The 18,854-nt window shown below is 70.3% G+C and carries 12 protein-coding genes; 8 read left to right on the top strand and 4 right to left on the bottom strand.

Annotation, left to right across the window (positions count from 1 at the left end):
- The 4 genes from AB0K65_RS03500 to AB0K65_RS03515 form a co-directional block, all read left to right on the top strand.
- Positions 1-291 (top strand): sensor histidine kinase (locus AB0K65_RS03500; RefSeq protein ID WP_365713889.1); only part of this gene is annotated, 291 nt, incomplete at its 5' end.
- Positions 292-359: 68 nt separating this feature from the next.
- On the top strand, positions 360-1,046 hold the full coding sequence (locus AB0K65_RS03505) for a response regulator (protein WP_365713891.1): 687 nt from the start codon (positions 360-362) through the stop codon (positions 1,044-1,046).
- Positions 1,047-1,226: 180 nt separating this feature from the next.
- A complete protein-coding gene (locus AB0K65_RS03510) occupies positions 1,227-1,625 on the top strand; it encodes an OB-fold nucleic acid binding domain-containing protein (RefSeq protein WP_365713893.1) in 399 nt (132 codons plus the stop codon).
- 3 nt (positions 1,626-1,628) lie between these two features.
- On the top strand, positions 1,629-2,372 hold the full coding sequence (locus AB0K65_RS03515) for a DUF3159 domain-containing protein (protein WP_365713895.1): 744 nt from the start codon (positions 1,629-1,631) through the stop codon (positions 2,370-2,372).
- A 121-nt stretch (positions 2,373-2,493) separates the two neighbouring features.
- Here the strand turns inward: AB0K65_RS03515 and AB0K65_RS03520 are convergent, their stop codons facing one another.
- The gene (locus AB0K65_RS03520) at positions 2,494-3,180 is read right to left on the bottom strand and encodes a TrkA family potassium uptake protein (RefSeq protein WP_365713897.1); all 687 of its coding nucleotides are present in this window, start codon (positions 3,178-3,180) and stop codon (positions 2,494-2,496) included.
- A complete protein-coding gene (locus AB0K65_RS03525) occupies positions 3,180-3,848 on the bottom strand; it encodes a TrkA family potassium uptake protein (protein ID WP_365713899.1) in 669 nt (222 codons plus the stop codon). Before AB0K65_RS03525 ends, AB0K65_RS03520 begins: the two co-directional genes overlap by 1 nt.
- Before the next feature lie 235 nt (positions 3,849-4,083).
- Here AB0K65_RS03525 and AB0K65_RS03530 point away from each other — a divergent pair, with 235 nt between their 5' ends.
- The gene (locus AB0K65_RS03530) at positions 4,084-6,132 is read left to right on the top strand and encodes an APC family permease (RefSeq protein ID WP_365713901.1); all 2,049 of its coding nucleotides are present in this window, start codon (positions 4,084-4,086) and stop codon (positions 6,130-6,132) included.
- A gap of 87 nt (positions 6,133-6,219) precedes the next feature.
- Complete coding sequence (locus AB0K65_RS03535) at positions 6,220-7,548, top strand: class I SAM-dependent RNA methyltransferase (RefSeq protein ID WP_365713903.1); 1,329 nt, start codon at positions 6,220-6,222, stop codon at positions 7,546-7,548.
- A gap of 283 nt (positions 7,549-7,831) precedes the next feature.
- Here the strand turns inward: AB0K65_RS03535 and AB0K65_RS03540 are convergent, their stop codons facing one another.
- Both AB0K65_RS03540 and AB0K65_RS03545 read right to left on the bottom strand, forming a co-directional pair.
- Entirely contained in the window at positions 7,832-8,722 is an 891-nt protein-coding gene (locus AB0K65_RS03540; RefSeq protein WP_365713905.1) for a hypothetical protein, read from the bottom strand.
- Between the two features lie 1,014 nt (positions 8,723-9,736).
- Positions 9,737-10,408: a hypothetical protein gene (locus AB0K65_RS03545; protein ID WP_365713907.1), complete on the bottom strand. Its 672-nt coding sequence runs from the start codon at positions 10,406-10,408 to the stop codon at positions 9,737-9,739.
- Between the two features lie 281 nt (positions 10,409-10,689).
- Between AB0K65_RS03545 and AB0K65_RS03550 the strand changes: the two genes are divergently transcribed.
- On the top strand, positions 10,690-12,357 hold the full coding sequence (locus AB0K65_RS03550; RefSeq protein ID WP_365713909.1) for an SWIM zinc finger family protein: 1,668 nt from the start codon (positions 10,690-10,692) through the stop codon (positions 12,355-12,357).
- A 183-nt stretch (positions 12,358-12,540) separates the two neighbouring features.
- Positions 12,541-18,843, top strand: coding sequence for a protein kinase (locus tag AB0K65_RS03555; RefSeq protein ID WP_365714232.1), 6,303 nt, complete (start codon positions 12,541-12,543; stop codon positions 18,841-18,843).
- Positions 18,844-18,854 lie beyond the last annotated feature (11 nt).

Consider the following 18,854-nt stretch of genomic DNA (forward strand, 5'->3'; position numbering starts at 1 on the left):
CTGGCCGACCGCGTGGAGCTGCGGGTCGCCGACCGGGGGCCGGGGGTGCCCGACGAGAGCAAGGACGGCATCTTCGAACCGTTCCAGCGCTTCGGCGACGCCCCGCGCGGCTCCGGGGTGGGCCTCGGGCTCGCGGTCGCCCGCGGCTTCGCCGAGGCCATGGGCGGCACCCTCACCGCCGAGGACACTCCCGGCGGAGGACTCACCATGACGCTGACCCTCAGGGCCGTACGGCGGGCCGACGAGGCGCCCCCGCCCACGGCGGACCTGCCCGCACGCCTCACCCCCTGACCCCGGCGCGACGCCGTCCACGCCTTCCGGCTCCCTCTTCCACCCCCACAGAGAGAAGGACCCCTTCGATGACCCGGGTTCTCGTCGTCGACGACGAGCCGCAGATCGTCCGCGCGCTGGTGATCAACCTCCGGGCGCGGAAGTACGAGGTGGACGCCGCTCCCGACGGAGCCACCGCCCTCCGGCTCGCCGCCGAGCGCCATCCCGACGTGGTCGTGCTCGACCTCGGGCTGCCCGACATCGACGGGGTCGAGGTGATCAGGGGCCTCCGCGGCTGGACCCGCGTGCCGATCCTCGTCCTCTCCGCGCGCCAGACCTCCGACGAGAAGGTCGAGGCGCTCGACGCGGGCGCCGACGACTACGTCACCAAGCCCTTCGGAATGGACGAGCTGCTGGCCCGGCTGCGCGCCGCGGTGCGCCGGGCGGAGCCCGTCGGCGGCGCCGAGGAGGGGGCCGTCGTCGTCGAGACCGCGGGCTTCACGGTCGACCTGGCGGCCAAGAAGGTCCACCGCGACGGCAAGGACGTCCGTCTCACCCCCACCGAGTGGCACCTCCTGGAAGTGCTCGTCCGCAACAGCGGGCGCCTCGTGAGCCAGAGGCAGCTCCTCCAGGAGGTCTGGGGCCCGTCGTACGGCACCGAGACCAACTATCTGCGGGTCTACATGGCGCAGCTGCGGCGCAAGCTCGAGGCGGACCCCTCGCACCCCCGGCACTTCGTCACCGAGCCGGGCATGGGGTACCGCTTCGAGCACTGATCCGGCCTCCGCGCCCTGCCGCTCCGGCCTCCGCGCCTGTCCTCTCCCGGCGCCCGCGCCCGCCCGGACCGGCCTGCGCGACCGCCTGATCCGGGGCCCGCGCCCGCCCGCAGGAACCCGGAGCGGAATGCCGCCGGGAGGGCCGGGGCCCGTGTCCGCGGGGGCCGGTACGCTTTCTGTATGAGTGCCGCACCGCGTACAGAGAAGCCGGCCGGGCGATTCCGCCGGATGCTCGACCGGCTGTCCACCTCGCAGGAGGAGCTGGAGTCCGAAGAGCTCCAGGGGGACACGGCTGCCTCGGGGTGCACACGCATCTGTGACTGCTCCGACCGCCAGATAGTCAAGGTGACTGGTACCTTGCGCACGGTCACCCTGCGTCCGCGGGCCGGTGTGCCGGCCCTGGAGGCCGAGCTGTTCGACGGCACGGCCCCCCTGGACGTGGTGTGGCTGGGCCGGCGGTCCATCGTGGGCATCGAGCCGGGCCGCAAGCTGATCGCCTCCGGCCGGATCTCCATGAGCCACGGCCGGCGGGTCCTCTTCAACCCCAAATACGAGCTCCGACCGCTCGGACAGGAGTAGCCGGTGACGTCCCTCGACAAGCCGACACAGGATCAGGACGCCCAGGCCTCCGACGCCCGGGTCTCGAAGGAGGTCAACGAAGCCGCGCTGTTCGAGGCGTTCGGCGGCGTACGGGGCATGGTCGAGACGGTCCTGCCCGGACTTCTCTTCGTCACGATCTTCACGATCAACAAGGACCTCCACAGCGCGGCCATCGCCGCGCTGGGGGTCTCCGTGCTCCTCGTGGTCGTCCGCCTGATCCGCCGGGACACCGTGAAGCACGCCTTCAGCGGCGTCTTCGGCGTGGCCATCGGCGTGGTCTTCGCGATGATGACGGGCAACGCCAAGGACTTCTACCTCCCGGGGATGCTGTACACGCTGGGGCTCGCCCTCGCCTACATCATCACCACCCTGGCGGGCGTGCCGCTGATCGGCCTGATCCTGGGCCCGGTCTTCAAGGAGAACCTCTCCTGGCGGACCCGCAACCCCGGCCGCAAGAAGGCCTACGCCAAGGCCAGCTGGGCCTGGGGCCTCATCCTGCTCGCCAAGTGCGCGATCCTCTTCCCGCTCTACTGGTGGGCCGACACCACGCAGTTCGGCTGGGTGCTGGTGGCGCTGAAGATCCCGCCGTTCCTGCTCGCCGTGTACCTCACCTGGGTCTTCCTCGCGAAGGCCCCGCCGCCGATCGACGTCTTCGCCGAGATGGAGGCGGAGGAGGAGGCCGAGAAGGCCCGCAAGGCGGCGGCGGCCCAGCAGCCGGAGGCGTAGCGGGGACGCACCCCGCGCACGAGAGGGGCTGGACTCCTCACGGCCCGGTCTTCGCGTACGTACGCGAGAAGGGGCCCGGACCTTTCCGAGGTCCGGGCCCCTTCTCATAGCCGTGACGGGCTCAGAGCGCCGGCGAGTCCTCCGGGCCGCGGCGGACCGAGAGCAGGTCCTCCAGCTGCTCCTCGCGGGCCTGCGCGGCCACGAAGAGCAGCTCGTCGCCCGCCTCCAGGGTCTCCTCCGGGCTCGGCGTCAGCACCCGCGAGCCGCGGATGATCGTGACGAGCGAGGTGTCCTGCGGCCAGGCCACATCGCCCACCGACGTCCCCGCGATCGCCGACTCCGGGGGCAGCGTCAGCTCCACCAGGTTCGCGTCGCCGTGGCTGAAGCGCAGCAGCCGGACCAGGTCGCCGACGCTCACCGCCTCCTCGACCAGGGCCGACATCAGGCGGGGCGTCGACACGGCGACGTCCACGCCCCACGACTCGTTGAAGAGCCACTCGTTCTTCGGGTTGTTCACCCGGGCGACCACGCGCGGCACGCCGTACTCGGTCTTCGCGAGCAGCGACACCACGAGGTTCACCTTGTCGTCGCCGGTGGCCGCGATCACCACGTTGCAGCGCTGCAGCGCCGCCTCGTCCAGCGACGTGATCTCACACGCGTCGGCGAGCAGCCACTCCGCCTGCGGGACCCGCTCCACCGAGATGGCGGTGGGCGCCTTGTCGACGAGCAGCACCTCGTGGCCGTTCTCCAGGAGCTCGCCCGCGATGGAACGGCCCACCGCACCCGCGCCCGCAATAGCGACACGCATCAGTGACCGCCCTCCTCAGGCCCCTCGGCGAAGGCCGCCTCGACCTTCGCGATCTCGTCCGTACGCATCATCACGTGCACGAGGTCGCCCTCCTGCAGCACCGTCTGGGAGGACGGGATGACCGCCTCGCCCAGCCGGGTGAGGAACGCGACGCGCACGCCCGTCTCGTCCTGCAGCCTGCTCACCTTGTGCCCGATCCACGCCGGGGACGTGTGCACCTCGGCGAGCTGGACACCGCCGCTCGGGTCGGTCCACAGGGGCTCCGCGCCGGACGGCAGCAGCCGCCGCAGCATCTGGTCGGCGGTCCAGCGGACCGTCGCGACCGTCGGGATGCCCAGGCGCTGGTAGACCTCGGCGCGCCGGGGGTCGTAGATCCTGGCCGCCACGTTCTCGATGCCGAACATCTCGCGCGCGACCCGCGCGGCGATGATGTTGGAGTTGTCACCGCTGCTCACCGCCGCGAACGCGCCGGCCTCCTCGATACCCGCCTCGCGCAGCGTGTCCTGGTCGAACCCGACGCCCGTGACACGTCGACCACCGAAACCCGACCCGAGACGGCGGAAAGCCGTCGGGTCCTGGTCCACGACGGCGACGGTGTGCCCCTGCTGCTCCAGGGTCTGCGCGAGAGCGGCTCCCACTCGCCCGCAGCCCATGATGACGATGTGCACGTCCCCTTACCCCGCACTCCTGATCGTCTTGCTGACCTGCGAATACACCCTGCTCACAACTTTCCTCACCCGACGTTGCCCGGGCCGCGGCGGACAGCGCTCTGCCGTGCTGTCCGAACCGAGCTTATGTGGCAACGCCTACCGGGACCTCATCCGAGGTGGTCCGCAACAAGATTCCGTAAGCATCGGGGGTGCCGGTAAGCATGGCGCTTTTCGAACGCTTACGATCCTCTGCGTGTCCAAACTGACCGACGTGCCCAAACGGATCCTGATCGGGCGGGCCCTGCGCAGCGACAGGCTCGGGGAGACTCTGCTCCCCAAGCGCGTCGCACTCCCCGTCTTCGCCTCCGACCCGCTGTCCTCGGTGGCGTACGCGCCGGGCGAGGTGCTGCTCGTCCTGTCCATCGCCGGTCTGTCGGCCTACCACTTCAGCCCGTGGATCGCGCTGGCCGTCGTCGTCCTGATGTTCACCGTCGTCGCCTCGTACCGGCAGAACGTCCACGCCTACCCCAGCGGCGGCGGCGACTACGAGGTCGCGACCACCAACCTCGGCCCCAAGGCCGGGCTCACCGTCGCCAGCGCCCTCCTCGTCGACTACGTCCTGACCGTCGCCGTCTCCATCTCCTCCGGGATCGAGAACCTCGGCTCGGCCATCCCGTTCGTCGTCGAGCACAAGGTCCTGTGCGCGGTCGGCGTCATCGTGCTGCTGACCGTGATGAACCTGCGCGGAGTCAAGGAGTCGGGCAGCCTCTTCGCCATCCCGACGTACGTCTTCGTCGCCGGCGTCTTCCTGATGATCGCCTGGGGCGCGTACCGCGGAATCGTCCTCGACGAGACCATGAAGGCGCCCACCGCGGCCTTCGAGATCAAGCCCGAGCACCAGGGCCTGGCAGGCTTCGCCCTGGTCTTCCTGCTGCTGCGCGCCTTCTCCTCCGGCTGCGCCGCCCTCACCGGCGTCGAGGCGATCTCCAACGGCGTCCCCGCCTTCCGCAAGCCGAAGTCCCGGAACGCCGCCACCACGCTCGCCCTGATGGGCGGCCTGGCCGTCACCATGTTCTGCGGCATCATCTTCCTGGCCATGGCCACCGACGTCCGGATGGCGGAGAAGCCGGCCCAGGACCTCCTGCTCGACGGCGTCCCGGTCGGTGAGAGCTACGTCCAGGACCCGGTCATCTCCCAGGTCGCGGCCGCCGTCTTCGGCGACGGCACGTTCCTCTTCGTGGTCCTCGCCGCGGCCACGGCGCTCGTCCTCTTCCTGGCCGCCAACACGGCGTACAACGGCTTCCCCCTCCTCGGCTCGATCCTCGCCCAGGACCGCTACCTCCCGCGCCAGCTGCACACCCGCGGCGACCGCCTCGCGTTCTCCAACGGCATCGTGCTCCTGGCCGGCGCCGCCGCGCTGCTCGTGTGGGTCTACGGAGCCGACTCGACGAAGCTGATCCAGCTGTACATCGTCGGCGTCTTCGTCTCCTTCACCCTCAGCCAGATCGGCATGGTCCGGCACTGGAACCGGCACCTGAAGACCGAGCGGGACCAGTCGAAGCGCCGCCACATGATCCGCTCCCGCGCGATCAACGCCTTCGGCGCCTTCTTCACCGGCCTCGTCCTCGTCGTCGTCCTCGCGACCAAGTTCACCCACGGCGCCTGGGTCGCGCTGCTGGGCATGGTCATCTTCTACGGAACGATGACCGCGATCCGCAGGCACTACGACTCCGTGGCGGACGAGATCGCGGCCGCCGAGGAGCGCCCCGACGAGTACGTACGACCCTCGCGGGTCCGTTCCATCGTCCTCGTCTCCAAGCTCCACAAGCCGACCCTGCGGGCGCTCGCCTACGCCAAGCTGCTCCACTCCAACCAGGTGGAGGCGCTCAGCGTCAACGTCGACCCGGCGGAGATCAAGGCGCTGAAGGAGGAGTGGGAGCGGCGCGGCATCAACGTCCCGCTGAAGATCCTCGACTCTCCCTACCGCGAGATCACCCGCCCCGTCATCGACTACGTGAAGAGCATCCGCCGCGAGAGCCCCCGCGACGCCGTCTCCGTCTACATCCCCGAGTACGTCGTCGGCCACTGGTACGAGCACCTGCTGCACAACCAGAGCGCCCTGCGCCTCAAGGGCCGGCTGCTGTTCACCCCCGGTGTGATGGTCACCTCGGTGCCGTACCAGCTGCGCTCCTCCGAGGCCGCGAAGAAGCGGGCCAGGAAGCGCCAGGACTGGAACGCGCCGGGATCGGTGCGCCGCGGCCCCGTCGAGAAGCGCCCCAAGGAGCCGACAGCCAAGAGCTGAGGCGTGCCGTGCCCGCGCGGGCACGTAGACTGGTGGGCTGCCGCGCTGCGGTAGCCCACCGCTCTCTTTCTCTGGAGTCCCCCCGTCATGCAGAACGCACCTGTTTCTTCGTTGGTCGGGGAGGAGTACGAGGTCGAGATCGGCCCCGTCGCGCACGGAGGGCACTGCATCGCCCGCACCGAGGCGGGCCGTGTCCTCTTCGTACGCCACGCCCTGCCCGGCGAGAGGGTCATCGCCCGTGTGACGGAGGGCGAGGAGACCTCGCGCTTCCTGCGCGCGGACGCGGTCACCGTGCTCGAGGCATCCAAGGACCGGGTGGAGGCTCCCTGCCCGTTCGCCGGCCCCGGCAAGTGCGGCGGCTGCGACTGGCAGCACGCCAAGCCGGGCGCGCAGCGGCGGCTCAAGGGCGAGGTCATCGCCGAGCAGCTGCAGCGCCTGGCCGGGCTCACCCCCGAGGAGGCGGGCTGGGACGGCACCGTCATGCCGGCCGAGGGCGACAAGCTCCCGGCGGGGGAGGTGCCGCAGTGGCGCACCCGCGTCCAGTACGCCGTCGACGCCGAGGGTCACGCCGGTCTGCGCAAGCACCGCTCGCACGAGGTCGAGGTGATCGACCACTGCATGATCGCCGCCGCCGGGGTCTCCGAGCTGGGCATCGAGAAGCGCAGCTGGGAGGGCATGGCCTCGGTCGAGGCGATCGCCGCCTCGGGCTCGGGCGACCGCCAGGTGATCCTGGCGCCGAAGCCGGGCGCCCGCCTTCCGCTGGTGGAGCTGGACAAGCCGGTCTCGGTCCTGCGCGTCGACGAGCACGACGGCGGTGTGCACCGCGTCCACGGCCGCCCCTTCGTCCGCGAGCGCGCCGACGACCGCACGTACCGCGTCGGCAACGGCGGCTTCTGGCAGGTCCACCCGAAGGCCGCGCAGACCCTGGTCCTCGCCGTCATGCAGGGCCTGATGCCCCGGAAGGGCGACACCGCCCTGGACCTCTACTGCGGCGTCGGCCTCTTCGCGGGCGCGATCGCCGACCGCGTGGGCGACCAGGGCGCCGTCCTCGGCATCGAGTCCGGCAAGCGCGCGGTGGAGGACGCCCGCCACAACCTGGAGGCCTACGACCGGGTCCGCATCGAGCAGGGCAAGGTCGAGACCGTCCTCCCGCGCACCCGCATCTCCGAGGTCGACCTGATCGTCCTGGACCCGCCCCGCGCGGGCGCCGGCAAGCAGACGGTCAAGCACCTCGCCGGCCTGGGCGCCCGCCGCATCGCGTACGTCGCCTGCGACCCCGCGGCCCTGGCCCGCGACATCGCCTACTTCGCGGAGGGCGGCTACCGGGTACGGACGCTGCGGGCGTTCGACCTGTTCCCGATGACGCACCACGTGGAGTGCGTCGCGATTCTGGAGCCGGTGAAGAAGGACGCCTGACCTGCTGTTTCTCCGAGTGTGCGGTATGGGAGCTACGTGCGTTAGGTGCGATATCTTGACGCATGTTCGACGCACGTGACGCACGTTTGACGCACGAACGGCATGTTTTCTGATGGGTCGTCATGCAGCCTTGGTGACCACCGAGTGGAGCCCCCAGCTGCCTGGTCTTAGGCACCTTGAGGCGGCTGGGGCACTGGATGCTGAGCTTTTGGCTGCCCCAGCCCCACCCGCTTCTCGGTAGTGACATTCCGTGAGGCTAGGCGGGGGTCCGGCCCATGCTGAGTCAGGGGCCGTACGGGCTCCAGTGCCCGAGAAAGGGCCTAAGATCGTCGGCTCGCGGTTCGGGGATGTCGGGCAGTCGCGGCGGTGATTTCAGCGGGTCGAGGCGCTCCACGCGTGCTGCCGCCCAGTCGATCCATGTTTCGGCTTCGCTCCCGGCCTGACCTGGGGGCATGGTCTCGATCCAGGTGCGTACGGCGCTCACGTACTCCGTTAGTCGGGTGGCGTGGCGCCATGCGGCTTCCTGCGCCTCGAAGTGCCTGACGCGGTACGCCTCGGCGTACTGGACGCGCGCTTCATCCATGGCGGCTTCCCAGTGGAGGCGCTTCTGACGGGCTGCTTCGATCTCGTCGAGACGTTTGCGTTCGGCGGCTTCGCCGCGAAGCGTGACCTCCTGCGCGATCTCGGCGAGCTGGGCTTCGAGAGAGTGTGCGGGGGTGTCGGACCATTCGCTCGCCCGGTGCGGCTGGCCGCCGCTGAGGACGAAGCGGAGACGTTCGGACGGGGTGTAGTCGAAGCGGGGGATCCTGATCCAGGACTTCTTCTTGGCCTCGGCGAGTTCCTTCTCGGTGGCGACGTGCTCAGTCCGGTCCTGTTCCTGGAGGACGAGGAACTCCACGGTCTGGCCCTGCGCGGTGATGGTGAAGTGGGGAGACGCCCTGTGGCGGCGATGGGGCGGGGGCGCGAAGCCGGTCTGCCCTGCCGCACTGGAGTGTCCTGCGTTCTCGGTGGCGATGATCAGCGCCTGGATAAGCCTGAGGGCGCGTCCTTGGACGGACTTGGTGAGGCCCAGCGGCTGGGGTTCGTTCTGCATGGCCCGGACCACGCTGTGCGGCCGCGCGAGCCGCGAGGGCACAGGGACGGGTTCGAGGGGCGCGAGGCGCCAGGCTGGCATGTTGACGAGCTTGATCTCGTACCCGTCACGGCACCAACCTCCATAGAGCTCCTTCGTCTCCGAGATCCTTCCGGATCTGCGCGCCGCAGCTACACGCGACGGCCACTTCTCCAACTCCGGACCGCTGCCGCTCTTGACGAGTCGGCCGCCCGCCCCGCGAGCTCCTGTAACAACTGCTCCGTGAAGGTCACGCGAGGCCGTGGAGGAGGGCTGGGCTTTCGCCCAGCTGCCGGAATTTCCTGCGCTCGGGTGGGCGGCGGTTGCGGAGTGGCGGCCTGGGCCTTCCGCGGGCGAGGCCTGCGGGGAGGGCACGTGCCGTGTGCCAGGTAGTGCCGACCGGCGCTCGTCAGAGCGACGCTCCACTGCCCACCCTTGCGGGAGACCGTGACCAGGCCCCGGTTCTGCAGTGCCTGACAGGTGGTTTTGTAGGAGCTGGTCTCCCATACGCTGGCAGGACACCCGGCTTCCACCCACTCAAGAACCGCAAGCTGACGTTCATTGACCGGCCGTTCCAATGGTCTGCCCTCGGATTATGGCTGCGTGACGGGCGGATGCTGTCAGTGATCGTGGTGCAGGGTGGGTGCTGCGTGGAGGGTTCGCCTGAAGAGGTAGCCAGTGTCGCCTTTTCCGCCGGCGGGATCCGAAACCGCGCACATGACTCCGGAGGCCGTCGTTTTCCGATGTTTTGCCAGGTCATCGGAGCATCTGATTCTATGTTAGTGGCCCAGCCTCACGCATGTTCCGCTAAAACGAAACGTTCTGCTTGGTTGCCATTGCATGCTTTCCGGCTTGTTTTGAAAGTCTGGTGCAACGTGGCGGATGCCGTGGGGCGTTGGTGGGTGTAGGGGTGCGTGCACCGGGCCTCGATTCGAACGAGTGGGTGGTCGCGTGCATGGATGGCCGAGTGTGCCTGACCGCGGGGAATGCGGCGGCTCCCGGTAACCGCAAGGTCGTATGCCGGTCGAGTGTCGAGTGCGCCTGAGGGCGTACGCGGTCTGTCCGTGGCAGGGGGCGTCACTTCCGACCGGGGGTCCATTTCATGCCGAGCCGGTAGGCGCGGGAGATCACGTCCTGGACGCCGGGGCCGTCCTGCGGAGTGAACCAGCGCACCTCGCGGCCGATGACGAGTTCGCCCTTCTGCCGCTTGATGAGGGCGATGGCGCAGGCGTGTGCCTGCGGCGGGCACTCGTCCAGAACCACCCGGAAGCGGTCACCGCGGTCGGAGGTCAGCGTCACCACGGCGTCGAGGCCGCGGAAGTCGCCGGACCCTTCGTAGATGTAGACGAAGAGCAGGAGCTTCTGGAGCTCGGCCTGGTGGTCCAAGTTGATGACGAGGTTCTCTCCCGTCTCCCGGGCGCCGGTCCGGTCGTCCGCGTCGAGGGCGACGTACGGGAAGCGGTCCACCGTGCCGAACGCGTTGCCCAGTGCCTGCACCACGGTCTTGGAGCCGTCGGTGCAGCGGATCATGCAGCCGAGGTCGAGATCCACATGCCTGGCCGCGGCCGACCGCAGCGATGCCCGTATCCGGCCGAACAGGCCATGGGCCTCGCCGGCCGCCCGCTGGGCGGCGGCCTGCGGTGAGGTCCAGTTGAGGTTGACCTTGATCAGTCCCGAGGTCACGCCGTGCTTGTCCAGGGAGACCGTGGGCGAGGCCTTCGTCAGGTTCACAGTGGCGGGCTGGGTCATGCGGCGCCTTTCGGGGAAGGCCCGGGGAGCCGGGGTGGTCGACGACCATACAGGCGGGGCGTGAGGCGCCGCAGGGAATCAGTCGCTGACGGTCTGGTGCGAGGAGGATCCGTCGGCCGGGCGGCGGAGCCGACGGGACTTGGAGGGCGTGCGAGTTGCTGAAAGCAGCAGCGACGCGCGGAGGTGGCGCCGTACTGATCCCTGGGGTTGTTCGATCCGGCGGCCGTTAGTGTGAGCGCAGTTGGTGGGGGAGTCCGAGCCGGAGCGGAGCGCGGAGAGTTTTGGGCGGTCTTACGGAGGCGAAGCTGAGGGTGCTGGCCGGCGAGCGTTCGTTCGGGCGCGGGCTCGGTTACGTCGACGAGGTGTCCGGTGTGGAGTTCGGTGACGGCTGGATCAGGGCGTCGGTGCACGGAACGGAACGGTACGAGACGGAGCTCGTCCTGGGTGGGCGCAAGGGGAAGGGGCCGGCGGGCACGTGTGACTGCCCGTACGGCCAGGAGGGCAACTTCTGCAAGCACCTGGTCGCTCTCGGCCTGACCGTGATCGCCCAGGAGGCGGACCTCCCGCGTCTGCGGGAGTCGGTTTGGGACCGGGCGCGCGGCCTCGATACCTGGCTGTCCGCCCTGTCGCGGGAGGAACTGCTCACTCTCGTACGAGATGAGATCGCCGAGGACCAGCAGCTTGAGCGCCGCCTGGAGCTGCGGGCGGCGAGTGCTCGCGGAGACCTGGCCGGGATCCGGTTCCGCATCCGTGAGCTGCTCGACATCGGCCCGTTCGCCCAGTACGGCTACGTCGAGTACGCCGACGCCCGCGCCTACGCCGACCAGGCCGGGCAGGCGGTGTCCGCGATCCGCTCGCTGACCGGCTCCGGCCGGGCCTCCGACGCGATAGCACTGTCGCGGGAGGCGATCGGGCTGCTGGCCGGGGTGGCCGAGAGCGTCGACGACTCCGACGGCTGGCTCGGCCAGATCGGCGCCGGCCTCGCCGACGCCCACCGCGACGCCTGCTATGAAGCCACGCCCGAGCCCGAGGAACTCGCGCACTGGCTGGTGACCCACGCGCTCGACGAAGCGGCCGACCTGACGGACATCGACCCGCTCGACTACGAAGACCTGCTCGGCGAGCAGGGACTGATCGCCCTGCGCCGGTACGCGACGGAAGCATGGACGGCCAACCGCACCGGCTGGGCCGAGAGGCACCTGCTGCAGCGCCTGGCGAAGTCGGGCCGGGACGTCGACACGGTGATCGCCGTGCACGCCGCCGCGCAGTATGGTCACACCCACCTGCTCATCGCCCGCGAACTGGACACCGCCGGTCGCCCCGCCGAAGCCCTGGAGTGGGCCGAGCGCGGCATCCGCGACGCTGAGGACCTCGCCACTGTCGACACCGCCCTGGTCGACCACCTCACCGACCGCTACACCCGAACCGGCCGGCTTGCCGACGCCGTCACCCTGCGCCGTGACCACTTCGCCGCCCGCCGCAGCCTGCTTGCCTACCAGCAGCTGCGCGCCGCAGCCAGGGCCGCCGCATGTTGGCCGCCCGAGCGCGAGAAGGCTCTGGCCTTATTGCGCACTGACGCGGAACGGGCGAAAGGCTGCGGTGGGCGCGTCCTCGTCGACGTCTTCCTGGACGACAAGGACACGGATGCCGCCTGGCGCGCGGCCACGGAGCACGGCGCCCACGACGGCCAGTGGCTCACCCTCGCCGACCGATCTCGCACCACCCGCCCCGCCGGTGCCCTCGCCGTCTACCACCGCCTGGCCGCCCCGCTAACCTGCCAGACCGGCAACCACGCCTACGAACAGCTCGTCAGCCTGCTCCTGAGCATCCGCGACTGCCACCGTCACCTCGGCACGCCGGACGACTTCACCACGTACGTCACCGACCTGCGCGCCACCCAGAAGCGCAAACGGAACCTGATGCGCCTGATGGACGAACACGACCCGTGACCCACCAGCAAGGCCTGTTGACGCCGTCAACGCATTGAAGTGTTGTTTACGATAGAAGTATCGTGTACGCTGCCTGTGGGGCTGGGAGTCTGTCCGTGTCGCATTCCACGGCATTCTCCCGTGGGGAGTCGTGTGCTCGCAGGGCCACGCGAAGATGCAAGGGAATGGGCTGTGGCGACGGAGATGATCGCAGGGCGGTTCCGGCTTCTGGGGGCTGTGGACTCGGGCAACATGGGTGAGGTCCACAGAGCCGAGGATCTTGATGCCGCTCCGGGCGACGCCGACCGCGTCGTGGCGGTCAAGCTGATCCTTCGGCGCCGGTCCGGCCTCCAGATCGACACGCACGGCGGCGACACCAAGACCGTGGAACGGTTCGCCCGCGAGGTGCGGATTATGCAGACCTTCGGCCGGCACCCCAACCTCCCGCGCACGATCGCCGGGGGTGTGGACGAGACGAACGGCGGCCTGCCCTACCTCGCGATGGAGTTCCTCGACGGCCACCCCCTCGCAGACCTGGTCGCCGACGAGCCGCAGCTGCCGATCTCCTGGGCAGCCGCCATCGCCGCGCAGATGGCGGAGGGGCTCAAGGCCGCACACGTCGAGGGCGTCGTGCACCGCGACCTCAAGCCCCGCAACGTCATGCTCACCCGCGGCGGTCTCGTGAAGGTCCTCGACTTCGGCATGGGCCGGATCGTCGACGACCCGGACGGCACCAAGCTCACCAGCACGGGCGTCACCGTCGGCACCGCCCGCTACATGGCACCCGAACAGTTCCAGGGCGGAGCCGTAACCCCGGCGGCGGACCTCTACGCCCTCGGCTGCGTCCTGTACGAGATGCTCCTCGGCGTACCGCCGTTCGTCGGCACCTCCGCGTACGAACTCGGCGAGAAGCACGTCCGTCAGGCACCGAACCCGGTTCGGCTGGTCCGGCACGACATCCCCGAGGCGCTCGCCCGCCTCGTCGACCGCCTCCTCGCCAAGGACCCGGCGGACCGCCCCGAGAGCGCCGCCGCCGTACGGGACGCCCTGCTGCCGTTCGTCGCACCCGCCGAACCGCTGCCCGCCTGGCGCGAGTTCGACCCGGTGGGCCGCCTCCTCCAGGACCGGTCCGCGCTCTCCACGCCCACGGCGCGGCAGGCTCCGGACGACCAGCCGCCCGCCCAGACCCGCCCACACACGTCCGGTATGGACGTCTTCGGCGTCCACCGGGACCTGATCGACGAGTACCGCGCCTTCACCCAGGGCGGCACGATCATCCGTGACGAACGCGTCGCCGACTTCGTCCGGCGCGACCTCGACGCCAAGTCCCAGTGGCCCAACCCGTGGATCTCCCTCAACCCCTTCTTCGACTCCGCCGGCACCGTTGCCGAGCTCGCTTCCCAGGGCGTCCTCCACCCCGAGTGCGCGCGGATCTTCCAGGCGAAGAAGGCTAGGGGCGGCACCGTCTGCGACGGCCGCCCGCTCACCCTCCACCAGCACCAGCGCGAAGCCGTCGACGCCGCCCGGTCCGGGGCGTCCTACGTCCTCACCACCGGCACCGGCTCGGGCAAGTCCCTCTCCTACATCGTGCCCATCGTCGACAAGGTCCTCAGGGACCGGGAGACGGAGCCGCGAGGGACGGCCAAGAGAGTCCGCGCGATCATCGTCTACCCCATGAACGCCCTGGCCAACAGCCAGCTCAAGGAGCTGGAGAAGTACCTGAGGGACGGCTACGGCGCAGGACGTGAGCCCGTCACCTTCGCCCGCTACACCGGCCAGGAGGACGACGCCGCCCGCAGGGAGATCCGTGACAACCCGCCGGACATCCTGCTCACCAACTACGTGATGCTGGAGCTGATGCTCACCCGTCCCGACGACCGAGACAGCCTCGTCCGGATGGCCAAGGGCCTCGAATTCCTCGTCTTCGACGAACTCCACACCTACCGAGGCCGCCAGGGCGCCGACGTCGCCCTGCTCATCCGCCGCGTCCGCGAGGCGTGCCAGGCCGACCGTCTCCAGTGCGTCGGAACCTCTGCCACCATGTCCACCGAGGGCACGATCGACGAGCAGAAGAGCGTGGTCGCGGGCGTCGCCTCCAAGCTCTTCGGCACGAGGATCCGCACCGAGCACGTCATCGGCGAGACCCTGGTCCGCGCCACCGACCCGGCCCCCGACACCGTCCCTGCCGAGCGGCTGCGCACCACCGACGCGCCCCGTGCGTACGCGGACCTGGTCCGCGACCCGCTCGCCCGCTGGATCGAGACCCGCTTCGGCCTGGCCACCGACACCCTCACCGACCGCCTCGTCCGCCAGAAGCCCGCCAAGATCGAGGACGCGGCCGAGGACCTCGCCCGGGAGAGCGGCGTGTCCGTCGAGGACTGCGCCGCGGCTCTGCGCGCCACCCTGGAGGCCGGCTCGCAGGCCCGTCACCCCGTCACGGAACGCCCCCTCTTCGCCTTCCGCCTCCACCAGTTCCTCTCCAAGGGCGACACCGTCTACGTCACCCTGGAGGACCCGGAAAGCCGCCACCTCACCCGTGACTATCAGCAGGTGCAGCCCGGCACCGACGGCAAGCTCCTCATCCCGCTCGCCTTCTGCCGGGAGTGCGGCCAGGAGTACCTGACGGTGTGGCGCACCGAGAAGGACGGAGAGGTCCGCTACGAGTCCCGCCGCGACACCTCCGCCACGGGCGGCAGGGCCGGCGACGGCTACCTCTACGTCGGCCGCCCGTGGCCCCGCTCGCTCGACGAGGCCGTCGCCGAGCGCAAGCTGCCGGAGTCGTGGCTGGAGCTCGACGACCGTGGTCAGGAAGTTGTCAGGAAGTCGTACCGCGAGCGCGCGCCCCGCGCCGTGACCGTCGACCCCTATGGGTACGAGGGACGGGGCGACCTGGACGCCGCCTTCATCCCGGCCCCGTTCCGCTTCTGCATCCAGTGCTCGGTGTCCTACGAGCAGCCGCGTGGCAAGGACTTCGCGAAGCTCGCGACCCTCGACCAGGAAGGCCGGTCCTCCGCCACCTCCCTGGTGTCGGCGGCCGTCGTCCGCTCCCTCAAGGCCGTGCCCGAGGAAGCCCTCGACAAGGAGGCGCGCAAGCTCCTCACCTTCGTCGACAACCGCCAGGACGCCTCCCTCCAGGCCGGCCACTTCAACGACTTCGTCCAGATCACCCAGCTGCGCGGCGCGCTCTACCGGGCCGCCCTGGACGCCGGGGAAGAAGGCATCCACCACGAGGAGCTGGCCACCCGCGTGGCGAACGCCCTCGCCCTGGACCCCGTCGAGTACACCGGCCAGTCGGACCTGCCGCCCGCCCTCGCCCGCAACGCGGCCAAGACCCTGCGTGACGTCATCGCCTTCCGTCTCTACCTCGACCTGGAGAGCGGCTGGCGCATCACCATGCCGAACCTGGAGCGGACCGGTCTGCTGACGATCGACTACGCGGACCTCCAGTGGGTCGCCGAGCGCGACGAGCGCTGGCAGGACACGCATGCGGCGCTCCGCGACGCCGACCCCGCCCTGCGCGCAGAGATCACGCGGACGCTCCTGGACGACTTGCGCCGCGAACTCGCCATCGACGTTCAGTACTTCCGCGACGACTTCGACGCCCTCCAGCGTGCCAGCGAGGAGCGCCTCATCGACCCGTGGGTCCTCGGAAAGTCCGACGCGCCCCGAGTCAAAGCCGCCTACCCGCAGTCGGCCAGCCGCGGCATGGACCGGTCCGCGCACTTCCTCTCGGCCCGCGGCAAGTTCGGCAAGTACCTGCGCCGCACCGCACCCACGGTCTTCGACGTGCGCGACGGCGTGAAGCTGGACAACACCGACCTCCAGAAGATCATCGAGGACCTGCTGAAGGTGCTCGCGAAGGCCGGCCTGGTCACCGAGGTCAGCGCCGCCCCTCAGCGCGCCGGCCGCTTCCGCGCGCCGACCGGTCCGGCCGCCACCGGTTACCGGATTTCCGCCGCCTCCCTCATCTGGCGGGCCGGCCCCGGCGAGTCCGGCGCCCACGACCCCCTGACCCGCACGTACGCCAGCGGCGACGGGCCGCGCGTCAACACCTTCTTCCGCGACCTCTACCGCAACGCCGCCGCCGAACTGTCCGGCCTGTTCGCCCGCGAGCACACCGCCCAGGTCGACCCCGCCGAGCGTGAGCGCCGCGAAGAAGCCTTCAGCAAGGCCGAACTGAAGCTCCTCTACTGCTCCCCGACCATGGAGCTGGGCGTCGACATCTCGTCCCTCAACGCGGTCATGATGCGCAACGTGCCGCCCACCCCGGCCAACTACGCACAGCGCAGCGGACGCGCCGGCCGGAGCGGCCAGCCCGCCCTCGTCACCACGTACTGCGCCACCGGCAACAGCCACGACCAGTACTACTTCCGTCGCTCCGAGCGCATGGTGGCGGGTGCCGTCGCCCCGCCGCGCCTCGACCTCGCCAACGAAGACCTCGTCCTCTCCCACCTCCAGGGCATCTGGCTCGCCGAGGCCGGGCTGAAGCTCGGCCGGGCCATTCCGCAGATCATCGACATCGCGTACGACGAGAGCCTGGGCCGCCCGAACCCGGCGCTCCACCTCCACGACGACCTGTACGCGGCCTCCCGCGACGCCGACGCGCAGGCCCGTACGGTGGCGGCGGCCCACCGGGTCCTCGGCCCGTTGCTTGCCGACTTCGCCACGACCGTCTGGTGGGACGAGCGCTGGATCGAGGACCGCGTCCGCACCGCCCCCGACCGCTTCGACCGCGCCTTCGACCGCTGGCGAGACCTCTTCCGGGCCGCCCTCGTCGACCAGTACGTCCAGAACAAGCGGGTCCTCGACCACACCCTCACGGAAGGCGACCGGCGGCGCGCCGTCGCCCGCCGCAAGGAGGCCGAGACCCAGCTCAACCTCTTGAAGAACGAGACCCCGGACAGCCGGTCCGTCCTCTCCGACTTCAACCCCTACCGCTACCTCGCCTCCGAGGGCTTCCTGCCCGGCTACTCCTTCCCCCGCCTGCCGCTGGCCGCCTACATCCCGACCACCGGCCGCCGCCACGGCGACGGCGACTACCTCCAGCGCCCCCGTTTCCTCGCCATCCGCGAGTTCGGCCCCGGCGCGCTGATCTACCACGAGGGCGCTCGCTACCAGGTGACCCGCGTCCAGCTGCCCCCGGACTCCTCCGGTGACATCGCCACCACCGCGGCCACCCGCTGCAAGCACTGCGGCTACCACCACGATCCCGAGCAGCGCGCCGACGTCTGCGACATGTGCAAGGAGCCGCTCGGCGCCGCCGCCTACAACCTGCTGCACCTGCACACCGTCTACACCCAGCGCCGGGAGCGGATCTCATCCGACGAGGAGGAGCGCCGCAGGGCCGGATTCCGGCTGGAGATCTCGTACCGCTTCCAGGACCACGGCATCCGCAAGGGCCGCCAGGACGCCCACGTCTCGGACCTGGCGGGCAGTCTCGCCACGATCTCGTACGGCGACTCGGCCACCGTCCGCATCACCAACAAGGGACGGCTGCGCGCCAAGGAGAACGAGCAGGACGGTTACTGGCTCGACCCCGCAAGCGGCCACTGGATGAACGAACGCGATGCCGCCGAGGCGTCCGGCGACTCCAGCGAGATGCCGGTCATCGACCCGGACGGCAACGAGAAGCGCCGCAAGAAGCGAGTCGTCCCCTTCGTCGAGGACCGCCGCAACATCCTCGTCGTCACCCTCGACGAGCCGCTGCCCGAACCCATCGCCCTCACTCTCATGTACGCCCTGGAGCGAGGCGTCGAGGCTGCGTTCGAGCTGGAGGACTCCGAGCTCACCAGCGAACTGCTCCCGCCCGACGACGGTCCCCGCAACCGCTTCCTGCTCACCGAGGCCGCGGAGGGCGGCGCCGGAGTCCTGCGCCGCCTCCAGGCCGAGCCCGGAGCGCTTGCCGTCGCCGCCCTCCGCGCCCTGGAGATCTGCCACTTCGACGAGCACGGAGTGGACCAGGCCAAGCAGCACTGCGCCCGCGGCTGCTACGACTGCCTGCTCACCTACGGCAACCAGCTCGACCACGCGGCCATCGACCGCCACACCGTCGTCCACCTGCTGCGCCGCCTCGCCTCCGCCGTGTCCGAGCCCGAAGGACGGGGCGAGTCCCCGACGGAGCAGCACCGGCGGCTCGTCGAGGAGCTGGGGCGAACGGCCCCGAAGCTCGCCGACACGCCGGCCGACGACGCCGACGACATGGCGAACACTCCCCTGGAGCAGACCCTCGTCAACTGGCTCAGGGACCACGGCCTGCGCCTGCCCGACGAGGGCCAGACCCTCGTCGGCACCGCCCTCCCCGACTTCGTCTACCACCTGCCCGGAGTCAACCTCGCCGTCTTCGTCGACGGGCCGGACAGGGAGGAGGACGCCACCCGGGACGAGGACGCCGAGGAGCGCCTCTACGACGCCGGCTGGGGCGTCGTCCGCTTCCCGGCCGACCCCGCCGACTGGGACGCCGTCGTCGCCCGCCACGCCCGCTACTTCGGCGGCCCCGCCGCCTCCTGACCACGGAACCG

Source organism: Streptomyces sp. NPDC053755, assembly GCF_040677675.1.
GTDB lineage: Bacteria > Actinomycetota > Actinomycetes > Streptomycetales > Streptomycetaceae > Streptomyces.

Coding starts and splice junctions, on each gene's coding strand:
- AB0K65_RS03545 (WP_365713907.1), bottom strand. CDS start 10,408: ATGACCCAGCCCGCCACTGTGAACCTGACGAAGGCCTCGCCCACGGTC.
- AB0K65_RS03520 (WP_365713897.1), bottom strand. CDS start 3,180: ATGCGTGTCGCTATTGCGGGCGCGGGTGCGGTGGGCCGTTCCATCGCG.
- AB0K65_RS03505 (WP_365713891.1), top strand. CDS start 360: ATGACCCGGGTTCTCGTCGTCGACGACGAGCCGCAGATCGTCCGCGCG.
- AB0K65_RS03540 (WP_365713905.1), bottom strand. CDS start 8,722: ATGCCAGCCTGGCGCCTCGCGCCCCTCGAACCCGTCCCTGTGCCCTCG.
- AB0K65_RS03510 (WP_365713893.1), top strand. CDS start 1,227: ATGAGTGCCGCACCGCGTACAGAGAAGCCGGCCGGGCGATTCCGCCGG.
- AB0K65_RS03535 (WP_365713903.1), top strand. CDS start 6,220: ATGCAGAACGCACCTGTTTCTTCGTTGGTCGGGGAGGAGTACGAGGTC.
- AB0K65_RS03555 (WP_365714232.1), top strand. CDS start 12,541: ATGATCGCAGGGCGGTTCCGGCTTCTGGGGGCTGTGGACTCGGGCAAC.